Origin of the sequence: Mesorhizobium sp. M7A.F.Ca.MR.362.00.0.0, from assembly GCF_004023175.1 — a bacterium.
Lineage (GTDB): Bacteria > Pseudomonadota > Alphaproteobacteria > Rhizobiales > Rhizobiaceae > Mesorhizobium.
Window position 1 is genome coordinate 6307 of record NZ_RZTF01000085.1, and the last position, 12957, is coordinate 19263.

Genomic DNA, 12957 nt, shown 5'->3' on the forward strand with positions numbered 1-12957 from the left:
GTCTGGGAAGGCCCGGCCAGCGGACCCGGCATGGCAATTCTGCTGCGTTCCGCGGCGTCGAACGAATTCGCCGCTGAAAAAATGCGCGAGATATTCGCCAACCAGGTGAGGCCGGTGGTTGCGGCGGTCGGCGATCTCGCCGACGCCGGTCGAAGGGCCGGGCTCATTTCGAGCCAGTTGCTGGGTTTGGCGATGTGCCGATATGTGCTGCGGCTACCGCCCGTCGTCGCTCTGTCACACGACGAGATCATCCGGAACGTCGGCCCTGCGCTGCAACGCTATGCCACTGGAGAGGACACGGCCTGAACCAGCGGTCCGGCCGGACCGGTCAACATGCGGCGGCTGCACCTAGCCAAAGCATGCAACCAATCTGTGCCGAAGCAGCACGCGGAGGTTAACAGCCACCCGCCGCCCTGTGCGAAAGCTGCTTCGTAACCTGTGGATTTTCGTGGATAAGCTGTTCACAACACAAGATATTGGGGTGAACAAATCGGGAAAATCACGCCATCGCTGATTCGTCGCCGATTCGCTCCGGCTATGAGCCGAACGTTAACGACGACAGCCGGAATCGCCTGCCCAACTGCTTAACGCAGGTTAAGAAAGATCAACAATTTCATCATGTTGGTCGAGGCGCGCCTAGCCACCGTGATTGTTACCAGACAAAGGTTAACGGCAACACCCTCTTAGCATGAAACGGGCCAGTTCAGCGATTCAGCATGTGGTGCGACTCGCGGCCGCGAAATCCACATGTAGCCGTGAACAAAAGCTGAATCTGCAGGAGTCACTGATTCGTCGCCGATTCGTTCCAGACTCGTTCTATCCGTTAATCCGCAGCCGATTGGAAGCTTGACAAAACCACCTTCTGGCCGCCGGCGGAACATTCCGCTTTCGCTTCGCGCCCGAAATCCCTATGTGTCGCCTGTCATACGCGCCATTTGAGGCACGCTCCCGACAACCAGAGGCCAGAAGCCTTATTTCCAGGTCCCAGAAGCCTTATTCTAGGTTGATGAACATCCAGCCCAAACACACAGAGCCGCTGATCCTGTCGGGCCGCGACGTGACCGCCGTGCTCGGGCCGACCAACACCGGCAAGACCCATCTCGCCATCGAGCGCATGGTGGCGCATGAGAGTGGGATCATCGGCCTGCCGCTCAGACTTCTGGCGCGCGAGGTCTACGCCCGCGTCTGCGAAAAGGTCGGCGCCCACAAGGTTGCGCTGATCACCGGCGAGGAAAAGATCCAGCCGCCGGGCGCCAGATATTCGGTCTGCACCGTCGAGGCCATGCCGCGCGAGACCGACGCCGCCTTTGTCGCCATCGACGAGGTGCAGCTCGCCGGTGACCTCGAGCGCGGCCACATCTTCACCGATCGCATCCTGCACCTGCGCGGCCGCCAGGAGACGCTGCTGCTGGGTGCCGCCACCATGCACGGTATCCTGCAGCGCCTGCTGAGGGGTGTCTCGGTGGTGACGCGGCCGAGGCTGTCGCATCTTGCCTATGCCGGCTCCAAGAAGCTGACCCGCCTGCCGCGGCGCACGGCAATCGTCGCCTTCTCCGCCGACGAGGTCTACGCCATCGCCGAGTTGATCCGCCGCCAGCAAGGCGGTGCCGCCGTCGTGCTCGGCGCGCTCTCGCCGCGCACCCGCAACGCCCAGGTGGCGCTGTTCCAGTCCGGCGATGTCGACTACCTCATCGCCACCGACGCCATCGGCATGGGTCTCAATCTCGATCTCGACCACGTCGCCTTCGCCCAGAACCGCAAGTTCGATGGCTTCCAGTACCGCAACCTGACCGCGGCCGAGCTCGGCCAGATCGCCGGCCGCGCCGGCCGGCATCTGCGCGACGGCACGTTCGGTGTCACCGGCCAGGTCGACCCGCTCGACGAAGAGCTGATCAAGAAGATCGAAGGCCACGATTTCGATCCGGTGAAGGTGCTGCAGTGGCGCACCGCGCATTTCGACTTTGCCAGCCTCGACGCGCTGAAGCGCTCGATCGAGACCAACGCTCCGGTCGAGGGACTGACGCGGGCATTGCCTGCCGTCGACGCGCAGGCGCTCGAGCATCTGTCGCGCGACGAGGACATTCGCGCGCTCACCACCAATGCCAAGCGCGTGGCGCTGCTGTGGGAAGCCTGCGCGCTGCCCGACTACCGCAGGATCGCGCCGGCGCAGCATGCCGACCTCATTGCCTCGATCTACACGGACCTCGCACGCCACGGCCATGTCAACGAGAATTACATGGCCGAGCAGGTGCGCCGCGCCGACACCACCGAGGGCGACATTGACACGCTGTCGCATCGCATAGCCCAGATCCGCACCTGGACATTCGTGTCGAACCGGCCCGGCTGGCTGGCCGATCAGGCACACTGGCAGGAAAAGACGCGCGAAATCGAAGACAGATTGTCGGATGCGCTGCATGAGCGGTTGACGAAACGCTTCGTAGACCGCAGGACTTCCGTCCTCATGCGGCGCCTTAGAGAAAATACCATGCCTGAAGCCGAAATTAGCCCTACCGGAACCGTCCTTGTCGAAGGCCACCATGTCGGCGAGTTGCAAGGGTTCCGCTTCACCGCCGACCAGACCGCCGGCGGCGAAGACGCCAAGGCGGTGCGCACCGCTGCCCAGAAGGCGCTGGCCGCCGAGTTCGAATCGCGCGCCGAACGCTTCGGCGCCTCGGCCAATGGCGACATCGCGCTCGGCTCGGACGGCACGCTGCGCTGGATCGGCGCGCCGATCGGCACGCTTGTATCAGGCGAAGACGCGCTGAAGCCGCGGCTGGTGCTGCTGGCCGACGAACAACTGACCGGCCCGGCGCGCGACAAGGTTGCCGCGCGTGCCGAGCGTTTCGTCAATTTCCAGATCGAGTCGCTGCTGAAGCCGCTGGTCGACTTGAAAAACGCCGACCAGATTTCCGGCATCGGCCGCGGCATCGCCTTCCAGCTGGTCGAGAATTTCGGCCTCATCAACCGCCGCGACATCGCCGAGGAGATGAAGTCGCTCGACCAGGAAGGCCGCGCCGCCCTTCGCCGGCTTGGCGTGCGCTTCGGCGCCTACCATGTCTTCGTACCGGCGCTGATCAAGCCGGCGCCTGCCGGACTGGTGACGCTGCTGTGGGCGCTGAAGAACGACGGCAAGGACAAGCCGGGTTTTGGCGACGTGGTCCATGCGCTCGCCTCGGGTCGCACCTCGGTGGTGATCGACCCTGCTTTCGACAAGACGTTCTATAAGCTTGCCGGCTACCGCAATCTCGGCCGTCGCGCCGTGCGCATCGACATACTGGAACGGCTGGCGGATCTGATCCGTCCGGCGACCAACTGGAAGCCCGGCCTCGGCCAGCGCCCGGACGGCGCCTATGACGGCCAGTCCTTCATGGTGACGCCGCCGATGATGTCGATCCTCGGCGCCACCGCCGACGACATGGAAGAAATTCTCAAGGGCCTCGGCTACCGTGCCGAGCCTAAGCCGGCCGTCGAGGTCAAGGCGCGGCTCGAAGCGCAGGACAACGCCGCCCGCGAAGCGGCGGTGGCGAAACTGGCGACGGAAGAAGCTGCACGAGCCGAGCAGGCCAAAGCGGCGGAAGCCGCGGCAACGGATGCCGCAGCAGAGGCAGCCGTCGAAGGGTCGGAGCCGGCATCGGACGCAGTGGCCGTTTCGGAAACCACGGTCGAAATTCCCGCCGAAATCACCTCCGACGCCGCGGCGGAACCTGCTGCGCCTGCCGTGGAAGAACAGGCGGACGCTCCGGTCGAAACCGTGCAAGACGAAGCGCCTGTTGCCGAGGCTGCTGCTGAACCGGCGCCGGCTGAACCGCAGGCAGAGGCTGAAGCTGCCGAGACTGAAGCCGCAGCGGCAGAAGAAGCCGCAACGGCCGACCTGGCGGCAAATGCCGCGCCCGCAACGGACGCCGCGCCGGACGAACCTGTGGCGGTGACTGTCGGCGAACCCGCGCCGGAAGCCGAAGCACCAAAACCCATCCTGTTGTGGCGTCAGGGCCGCTTCGAACAGCGCCCGCGCAACCGCGATGACAACCGCAGGAACAATCGCCCGCGCAACGGACAAGCGCGCGGCCGAAGCGATGCGCCTGCGGATGCCGCCGGCGCACCGGCCGCTGCTGCACCCGGAGAACGCCCGACCCATGAAGGACGGCGCGATGGAGCCGGCAAGCCGCGCTTCGACCGCTCGAAATTCAAGCCCAAGCCGCAGGCCGAAGGCGAACAGCGACATGATGGCAGGCCGCAGGGCGAACGTCCCGACCGCCGCGAAGGCCGTCCCGACTGGAAGGGTGGCAGGCCGGATGGCAAAGGTGGCCCGCAAGGCGGCAAGCCGGCCTTCCAGCCGAAGCCGCGCGAGGAGCGTCCGGTGCGTTTCGATCCGGATTCGCCCTTCGCCAAGCTCGCCGCTCTCCGCGACCAGCTGAAGAAGTAGAACCCGGCTCGCTTCGATGGTTGCCGAAGGCCGCCAGCGCATCGACAAATGGCTGTTCTTCTCCCGCGCCGTGAAATCGCGCTCGCTGGCGGCGAAGTTGGTCGTCGCCGGCCGCGTCCGCATCAATCGCGACAAAGCAGCGCAGGCCTCCGACCAAGTCAAGCCAGGCGACGTCCTGACCATCACGCTCGAACGCCGCATCTTCATCTGGAAGGTGCTTGGTGCCGGTGCACGGCGCGGCCCGGCCGAGGAGGCCCGGACGCTCTACGAGGATATGTCGCCACCGCCCGCACCGAAGGGCGAAGCCCCTCCCGATGCAATTCCGGGGCTGCGCGAGGCCGGCAGCGGCCGCCCGACCAAGAAGGAACGTCGCCAGACCGACCGATTGCTCGGCGAAGATTGATGCCTGGCGTCCAAAAACACGCAGTGGTTCTGGGACAACGGCACGCCTGAGGCGAGAACTGAGCCCGGCAAACAGACGCTCTGCGGGACATGACTGACTTCCGCCGGGCCTGCAGTCTGGAATTCCATTCCGGAAACACCGGCACCGTCCGCAATGGCTACCCTTGCAAGCGGTCGACAAAGGCGTTACCTGACGGAAAAAGCCCAACAAAATGGGACGTCCCGGAGCCGACCGATGACCTATGTCGTGACCGACAATTGCATCAAATGCAAATACATGGACTGCATCGAAGTCTGTCCGGTCGACTGTTTCTACGAAGGCGAGAACATGCTCGTCATCCACCCCGACGAGTGCATCGACTGCGGCGTTTGCGAGCCGGAATGCCCGGCCGACGCAATCAAGCCGGACACCGAACCCGGCCTCGACAAATGGCTGCAGGTCAACACCGAATACGCCGAGAAATGGCCCAACATCACCGCCAAGAAGGAACCGCCGGCAGACGCCAAATCCTTCGACGGCGAGGCCGGCAAGTTTGAGAAATACTTCTCGGCCGAGCCCGGCGAAGGCGATTGACAACACGGCCGCAAAAGCCGGTATTACGCTGGGTAAGAGGCACGTCACATTAACCGGCTTGACAGCCGGCGCTGACCTGTGGCCTTCGCGTATGCAGCAAAACCTTGATTCTTCCGACTTTTTGTGTTACATCAGCGAAACATGCCGGTGACACAACGTCGATTTATGGCGCAGACGCCCCAAATCACTGAAAGGTGAAAATCCCATTCGGACCAGAGCGATCTGGGCCAGGCGGTCGCGATGTTGCGGTTTGCCGGTCCGGCTTTTCCGATGGGTTCATCTGTTGTGCGGCTAACGATCGGCTTCCCCGATCGCGCGAGTTCGGACCGGCAGGACGCCGGTGCCACAACAAGGAGTTCAGGGCGTAATGGCAACGATCACCCCGCAGAAGAAGTCCACCGCTGCGCGTCACGGTTTCAAGACCGGCGAGTACATCGTCTACCCGGCGCACGGCGTCGGCCAGATCGTCTCGATCGACGAGCAGGAAGTTGCTGGACACAAGCTGGAACTGTTCGTCATCGACTTTTCGAAGGACAAGATGCGCCTGAAGGTGCCGGTCGCCAAGGCGACCTCCATCGGCATGCGCAAGCTGTCGGAGGAGGATTATGTCGAGCGCGCGCTGAAGGTCGTGCAGGGCCGCGCCCGCGTCAAGCGCACCATGTGGTCGCGCCGCGCCCAGGAATATGATGCGAAGATCAATTCGGGCGACCTGATCTCGATCTCGGAAGTCGTGCGCGACCTCTACCGCGCCGACAACCAGCCGGAGCAGTCCTATTCCGAGCGCCAGCTCTATGAGGCGGCGCTCGACCGCATGGCCCGCGAGATCGCGGCCGTCAACCGCATGTCGGAAACCGAAGCCGTGCGCTTGATCGAGGTCAACCTCAACAAGGGCCCGAAGCGTGGCGCGAAGGCCGACAATGAAGAGGCCGAGCAGGAAGAAGCTGCCTGATCTTTTTCGCCTTTGAATTCATGAAAAACCCGGCCTCGCGCCGGGTTTTTTCGCTTTCTAGGACGTGACGGCAGTTACACCTCGCCGCCGCCTTCCTTCTCAGCCTCCTGCTTCAGCGTTGCAATGAACCGCTTCGTCCGTTGCTGCTGCGGATTGTTGAACAGCACCGCGGCCGGCCCCTTCTCGACGACGACGCCGGCATCGAGGAACACCACTTCCTGGGCGATCTTGGAGGCGAGGCGCAGATCATGCGTTGCCATCACCATGGTCGTGCCTTCGCTGGCGAGCTTGCCAAGCACCTCGACCACCTCTTGCGCCAGTTCGGGGTCGAGCGCCGAGGTCGGCTCGTCGCAGAGCAGCACTTTCGGCGACGGCGCCAAAGCGCGGGCGATCGCCACGCGCTGCTGCTGGCCGCCCGACAGCGTCGCTGGCCAAGCGTCGGCCTTGTGCACCATCCCGACCTTCTCCAGCAGAGCCAGTGCCCGCTCGCGTGCCCTGTCAGACGGCCACTTCAGCACCGTCACCAGGCCTTCCATGACATTCTCGATCGCAGTGCGATGCGGAAACAGCTGGAAGTTCTGGAACACCATGCCGGTCTGCAGCCGCAGGCGCTGGATATCCCTGGCCGGAACCCTGCCGCCGGGGTGGAATTCGAGCGTCTCGTCGCCAATGCGCACCGTGCCCGAGGTCGGGATCTCCAGGAGGTTAATACAGCGCAGCAGGGTGCTCTTTCCCCCGCCCGACGGACCGACCAGCGCCGTGACGCTGCCTTCGGCAATGGTGACCGTCACGCCCTTCAACACGAGATTGTCGCCGAAGCGCTTTTCGATGTTGCTGAGGCCGATCATGAGCGCGCCTCCAGGAAGCCGCCATAGCGGTTGAGCCGGGTCTCCAGCCGCGTCTGCAAGGCCGACAGCACCGAACTCAGCGCCAGATAGAGGATCGCCGCCTCGACATAGAGGATCAGCGGCTCATAGGTGGTGGCGACGATGCGCTGCGCCGCCTGGAACATCTCCGGCACGGTGATGGCGGCGGCCAGCGACGTGTCCTTGACCAGCGAGATGAAGGTGTTGGAGAGCGGCGGCACCGCGACCCGGCCGGCTTGCGGCAGAATGGTGCGCCGCATCGCCTGGCCCCAGGTCATGCCGATCGAATAGGCGGCTTCCCACTGGCCTTTCGGCACCGAGCCTATTGCCGCGCGGATGATTTCCGACGTGTAGGCGCCGATGTTGAGCGTGAATCCGATCAACGCTGCCGTGAAGGCGTCGAGCAGGATGCCGACCGACGGCAGGCCGTAGAAGATGAGGAACAGCTGCACCAAAAGTGGCGTACCCCGGAAGATCCAGACATAGAAGCGCACAAGCGCGACCAGCGGCTTGGGGCCGAACAGCCGGGCAAGTGCCGCACCCAACCCAACGGCCAGCCCCAAGGCGAAGGACAACAGCGTCAGCGGCACGGTGAAGATCAGCGCCGCCCACAGCAGCGAAGGCAGCGACTCCAGCATCAGTTGCAGCCAGTGCGGCACGTATGACCCTCCAGATTGGTCGAAGCAGCTTGGTCAAGGCGAGAATGCGTCTGCCATATCACGACAAAAGCGGCGGGCCGTCAAAGCCGGCTCGCCGCTCTATGTGTCTCATGGCCGCGGAGCGGCTCGCCTCGTAGATTACTTCGAAACATCCTGGCCGAAATAGGTGTCGGCGATCTTCTTATAGGTGCCGTCGGCCTTGATGTCGGCCAGCGCCTTGTTGATCGCGGCGACCAGCTCCGGATCGCCCTTGCGCACGATGACGCCGGAGTAGTCGGCGTTTTCCTCTTGCGCGGCAATCTTCACATTGGCGTCGGGCTTGTGCTTCTTGAAGTCGAGGAACGACAGGCTGTCATTGATCGTGGCGTCGGCGCGGCCGGTCAGGAGCAGCTGGATCGACTGGTCGAAGCCATCGGTGCCGACCAGCTCGGCGCCGTTCGTTTCGGCCAGCTTGCCGAAATTCGAGGTCAACGACTGCGCCGACTTCTTGCCCTTGAGATCGGCGAAGCTCTTGATGTCGGTGTTGTCGCCGCGCACGATCAGCACCGCCTTGGAGGCGATGTAGGGATCGGAGAAGTCGTACTTGGCTTTGCGGGCATCGGTGATGCCCACCTGATTGATGACGGCGTCGTAGCGATTGGCGTCGAGGCCGGCGATCAGTCCATCCCACTTGCCTTCGAGGAACTCGGCCTGGACACCAAGCTTCTCGGCAATCGCCTTGGCAATTTCGACGTCGAAGCCGACCAGTGCACCGGACGTGTCATGGTAGGTGAACGGCGCATAGGTGCCTTCCGTGCCGATCTTGATGACACCGGCGTGCTTGATCTGGTCGAGATTGGGGCCGGCATGACCTGAAGCGACAGCCAGGGCCTGCAGCGTTCCGGCGATAATGAGCGACTTGAGCCATTTCATTTTTCTGTGATCCCGTCCTTGGCCGGCTGGCCGGCATATTTGTGAGCGCTGGAAACTGACAGATGCATGCCGAAAAAATAAGGAACAGGATTTCAAAAACGGCGGGTTTATGAAACCATATTCTCTAAACGGCGCTTTTTCACTCGTGATCGCAGCCATCTCGGACCTCCTGAGAATCCTTCAGGCAACACAATCGCGCCGCTGCGGTCGCGGAACCTTTCCCGCGCATGGCAGTTCTGGCTGTTCTAGGGCACGACGCCGGCATTTCAACCCGGGCGGCAGCCAACTTTGCAAAGTCATTCGCACCACCCAGGGAGCGCCTCATGATGGAAGACACGGCAGGACGGATCATGGTCCGCGCGGCAATGAAGGCTCCCTACCTCGAGCGTGACGAAGAGCATCGGCTTGCATTGCTCTGGAAAGAGGACAACGACCAGAACGCGCTGCACTCAATCACCGTCGCCCATATGCGGCTGGTCATTTCCATGGCCTCCAAGTTCCGCCATTACGGCCTGCCGCTCGGCGATCTGGTCCAGGAGGGTCATGTCGGATTGCTCGAGGCCGCCGCCCGCTTCGAGCCGGAGCGCGAGGTGCGGTTCTCGACCTATGCGACATGGTGGATCCGCGCCTCGATGCAGGACTATATCCTGCGCAACTGGTCTATCGTGCGTGGCGGCACCAGCTCGGCCCAGAAGGCGCTGTTCTTCAACCTGCGACGCCTGCGCGCGCGGTTGGCGAATGGCACGGAGCCGCTCTCCAACGCCACGCTCTATCGCGAAGTGTCGGAGGCGCTTGGCGTCTCCGAAGCCGATGTGGCGATGATGGATTCGCGGCTCTCGGCGCCCGACTCCTCGCTCAACATGCCTATTGCCGACGATGCGGGTTCGACCGAGCGCATGGATTTCCTGATTTCGGACGATCCGCTGCCCGACGAGATCGTCGGCGACAAGATCGATGTCGCGCGCCGCTCGCTCTGGCTGAGGGAGGCGCTTCGCGCGCTCAACGCACGGGAGCTTAGGATCATCGAGGAACGGCGGCTGAACGACGAGGGCGCGACACTCGAAGCGCTCGGCGAAACCCTCGGCATCTCCAAGGAACGCGTCCGCCAGATCGAGGCCCGCGCCATGGAAAAGCTCAAGGTCGCATTGGTGAAGCAGAATCCGGAGTTCATGGCGACTGCCGCCTGAACGGCGGCAGGCGTCCAGCGGCGCCTACTTGTCGGTGACGATCTTGACCTTGTCGCCGGCCGAAACGGCGGCACCGGGCGACAGCGCGTTGAGGACGCGGAACAGGTCGAGCTTGCGGTCGACGCCGACCATCTGCGCCGAAAGTGAACCCATCGTCTGCCCAGGCTGGACGGTGACGACGCGGATGTGCAGCGGCTTCAGCGCCGCCTTTTCGGCAGCACTCAGTATCCGGAACGAGCCGCTTACCGAACGGGCGATCGTGTCCAGAGACGTGCTGGCGGAAGGGGCCGCGGTCAGCAGCCGGTAGACTTGGCCGCCAGCGCGGATCACCGCTATGTCGAATTGCCAGCCTTCGGCGCCGGCATGCGCGGTCGCCGCCTCATTGCCGTTGATGGTTTCCTGCTTGACGCTGCTGTCGACGAGACCAGCCACCCAGCCGCTGCGGATATAGTCCGTCAGCGCCCGGTTCTTGTCGATGGAAACGCCATCGAAACGGATCGCTATGTCGCCGGGGCCGGTGGCCGTCACCGCTGCCGCCGAATTGTCGATGATGAAGCCGTCCGGCACCGTGAACGACACGCCAAGGCCCGGGTGCAGGAAGGTTTCGCCGCGCACATAGCCTTCCTCGGGCGTGTCGCCATACAGCAGGCCGTCTATGCCGGCGAGGAAGGAATCGCGGTCGCGCGTGCCGACGCCCGGCGCGCCGAACTGGCGGGCATGGCGCTGCGCCAGATCGATGCGCTGCGGCGTGTTGGGGTGCGTGGCCAGGAAGTCCAGGCTGGCGTCGGTGGCGCCGCTGATCGAGCGGAAATCGGTATAGGCCGACATCGATTGAAGGAAGCGGCCTGCGGCGAAAGGATCGTAGCCGGCCTCGCCGATCGACTTGATGCCGATGGCGTCGGCTTCCAGCTCCTGGTTGCGCGAAAATTGCGCCAGCCTCAGCTTGCCGCGGATCAACGCCGCCTTGGCGGTCGGGCTGTCGCCGAGCACATCGGAAACCACCTTGGTCGCCAGGCCTTCCTCTGCCTCGAGCTGTTGGCGCTGCAGGCCGTGATTGGCGGTGACGTGGCCCATCTCATGCGCGATTACAGCGGCAAGCTCGGCCGAATCATTGGCCAGCGCCAGGAGGCCGCGGGTGATGTAGAGATAACCGCCCGGCAGCGCGAATGCGTTGACGTTGGGCGAATTTAGAATGGTGATGCGATAGGTCTGTGTCGGGTTGGCGGACACCACCGTCAAACTACCGACCACCTTGGCGACCATTCGCTCGAGCTTGGGGTCGGAATATTCACCGCCGTAAGTCGCCAGGATGCGCGGGTGCTGCGCCTTGGCCAATTCGGCGAGCTTGTTGTTGGCGCCGACATTGTCCACTGTGATCGGCTTGTCGGAAGGCTGGAAGCCGGATTCCTGAACTTCCGGCGGCGTGAACATCTGGCAGCTTGCCAACGCCACGGCAAAACCGGCCAGCGCGAGAAAACGCGCCAGCGGTTTCATTCCCAATGTGTTAGCGCCGATCGCCAGAACGGCTTCCTTTCGGGTCCCGGCGCATGACCACGAAAATCGGGGGCGATCTTCGGAACGTGTCATGCGCTATCTAAAACTGCTGCAGCATCCGTTGCCCGTCCCTTAGGGCGGGCGGCGGATACTGCAGGCAAATCACGGCCTGTGCCGGACCGGTAGGGCGACCTAGCCACACTCCCCCGGTCATGGCAAGCAAACGCCACATCGCCTGGAGCCGGTTTGACCGTAAATTATGTCCGCTTCCGGGCAACATCGCGTGATGTGGAATATCCAGCACCCGCGCCGATATAGCGCCGGAACGCCTCCGGACCAGCCCCGGTAAAGAAATCATCAGCCTTGCCGGTTGCGGCCACCAACCCATTGTCGACAAACACCATGTGCTCGCCGATGCGGCGTGCATCCTCGGGCTGGTGGGTGACAAATAGCACCGTCATGGCGCGTTCGGCATGAACGGCAGCAACCAGATTCAGCATCTCGTCGCGCAAAGCGGGTCCGAGCGAAGCGAAGGGCTCGTCGAGCAGCAACACCGGTCGGTCTCGCACCAGCACGCGGGCGAGTGCGACGCGCTGGCGTTCGCCCCCAGAGAGCTCGCGCGGCAGGCGTTTCTCCTTGCCCGCGAGACCGGTGCGCGCAAGCGCCTCGGCGACCGCGGCGCGGTCCGCCTCGGTCAGCCCCAGGGAGGGCGAGCGGCCGAGCCCGACATTCTGCTCGACGGAAAGATGCGCGAAGAGATTGTTCTCCTGGAACACCATCGACACCGGCCGCGCCGAGGCCGGCTCGGCGCTGACATCGGCCCCGCCGATCAGCACGCGGCCCGACTGTGGGGTCTCGAAGCCGGCGACCAGATTGAGCAGCGTCGACTTGCCCGAACCGCTCGGACCCATGATGGCGGTGATCTTCGCCGTGGCGAACTCGACGTCGAAGACAAGTGGCACCTCACCATAACTGAACGACACCTTGTCCAGCCGCACCGGCGCGCCCTTCTCGAGCCTGCTGGCCGCCCTCTCACGCATCGCGGACCTTCTCCCTTCCCAGCCAGTGCGCCGCCACGATCAACGCGAGACAGACGAGGCCGAGCAGCAGTGCCAGGCCGGCGGCATCCTCGGTGCGGTAGCTGCCCATCCGTGCCAGAAGAAGGTAGGGCAATGTCTGCACGGAATCACTGCCGAACAGGGCAATGACACCGAGATCGCCCAGCGACAGCGCCATGGCGAAAGCGAAGGCCGTGGCGAGCGGGCGCCGCAGCGACGGCCAGTCGACCAGCATCAGCCGGTTCCAGCCCGCAATGCCGAGCTGTGCGCAGAGCCGTTCGTGACGCTCGCTCGCCGCATCATAGGCGGGACGCACGGCGCGCAGGGCGAATGGCATCGCCATCACCGCGTTGACGGTGACGACCATGACCGGGGCGATGGCAAAGACATCGCCGGCATGGCGCAGCAACAGGAACCAGCCGGCGCCGACGAC

At 63.9% G+C, this 12957-nt stretch carries 11 protein-coding genes and 1 pseudogene; 6 read left to right on the forward strand and 6 right to left on the reverse strand.

All coding sequences use genetic code 11. The features are described from left to right. The 5 genes and pseudogenes from EOC06_RS42480 to EOC06_RS13590 form a co-directional block, all read left to right on the forward strand. Nucleotides 1–306, forward strand: a pseudogene (locus tag EOC06_RS42480) (TetR/AcrR family transcriptional regulator); the annotation flags it as partial. A 700-nt stretch (nucleotides 307–1006) separates the two neighbouring features. Continuing rightward, nucleotides 1007–4423, forward strand: a complete 3417-nt coding sequence (locus tag EOC06_RS13575) for a helicase-related protein (RefSeq protein ID WP_128307990.1) — start codon at nucleotides 1007–1009, stop codon at nucleotides 4421–4423. Nucleotides 4424–4439: 16 nt separating this feature from the next. Continuing rightward, nucleotides 4440–4826: an RNA-binding S4 domain-containing protein gene (locus EOC06_RS13580; protein ID WP_023814308.1), complete on the forward strand. Its 387-nt coding sequence runs from the start codon at nucleotides 4440–4442 to the stop codon at nucleotides 4824–4826. A 234-nt stretch (nucleotides 4827–5060) separates the two neighbouring features. Beyond that, a complete protein-coding gene (fdxA, locus tag EOC06_RS13585; protein WP_013529180.1) occupies nucleotides 5061–5399 on the forward strand; it encodes a ferredoxin FdxA in 339 nt (112 codons plus the stop codon). 367 nt (nucleotides 5400–5766) lie between these two features. Further along, a complete protein-coding gene (locus EOC06_RS13590; protein ID WP_013529179.1) occupies nucleotides 5767–6348 on the forward strand; it encodes a CarD family transcriptional regulator in 582 nt (193 codons plus the stop codon). A gap of 74 nt (nucleotides 6349–6422) precedes the next feature. On the opposite strand, the gene EOC06_RS13595 is transcribed toward EOC06_RS13590, so the two are convergent. The 3 genes from EOC06_RS13595 to EOC06_RS13605 form a co-directional block, all read right to left on the reverse strand. Further along, entirely contained in the window at nucleotides 6423–7196 is a 774-nt protein-coding gene (locus EOC06_RS13595) for an amino acid ABC transporter ATP-binding protein (protein WP_127327641.1), read from the reverse strand. Next, on the reverse strand, nucleotides 7193–7873 hold the full coding sequence (locus EOC06_RS13600; RefSeq protein WP_127267252.1) for an amino acid ABC transporter permease: 681 nt from the start codon (nucleotides 7871–7873) through the stop codon (nucleotides 7193–7195). Before EOC06_RS13600 ends, EOC06_RS13595 begins: the two co-directional genes overlap by 4 nt. Nucleotides 7874–8011: 138 nt before the next feature. Beyond that, nucleotides 8012–8785 (reverse strand): amino acid ABC transporter substrate-binding protein, encoded by a 774-nt coding sequence (locus EOC06_RS13605; protein ID WP_127267251.1) that lies wholly within the window; start codon nucleotides 8783–8785, stop codon nucleotides 8012–8014. A 323-nt stretch (nucleotides 8786–9108) separates the two neighbouring features. Between EOC06_RS13605 and EOC06_RS13610 the strand changes: the two genes are divergently transcribed. Further along, a complete protein-coding gene (locus tag EOC06_RS13610) occupies nucleotides 9109–9972 on the forward strand; it encodes an RNA polymerase factor sigma-32 (RefSeq protein ID WP_023814301.1) in 864 nt (287 codons plus the stop codon). A 24-nt stretch (nucleotides 9973–9996) separates the two neighbouring features. Here the strand turns inward: EOC06_RS13610 and EOC06_RS13615 are convergent, their stop codons facing one another. The 3 genes from EOC06_RS13615 to EOC06_RS13625 all read right to left on the reverse strand — a co-directional run. Continuing rightward, nucleotides 9997–11466, reverse strand: coding sequence for a M48 family metalloprotease (locus EOC06_RS13615; RefSeq protein WP_127267258.1), 1470 nt, complete (start codon nucleotides 11464–11466; stop codon nucleotides 9997–9999). A 257-nt stretch (nucleotides 11467–11723) separates the two neighbouring features. Next, the gene (gene thiQ / locus EOC06_RS13620) at nucleotides 11724–12506 is read right to left on the reverse strand and encodes a thiamine ABC transporter ATP-binding protein (RefSeq protein ID WP_127267250.1); all 783 of its coding nucleotides are present in this window, start codon (nucleotides 12504–12506) and stop codon (nucleotides 11724–11726) included. Next, nucleotides 12499–12957, reverse strand: a 459-nt coding sequence (locus EOC06_RS13625) for an ABC transporter permease subunit (protein WP_128307991.1), incomplete at its 5' end; no start/stop codon positions are given. The genes thiQ and EOC06_RS13625, both read right to left, overlap by 8 nt.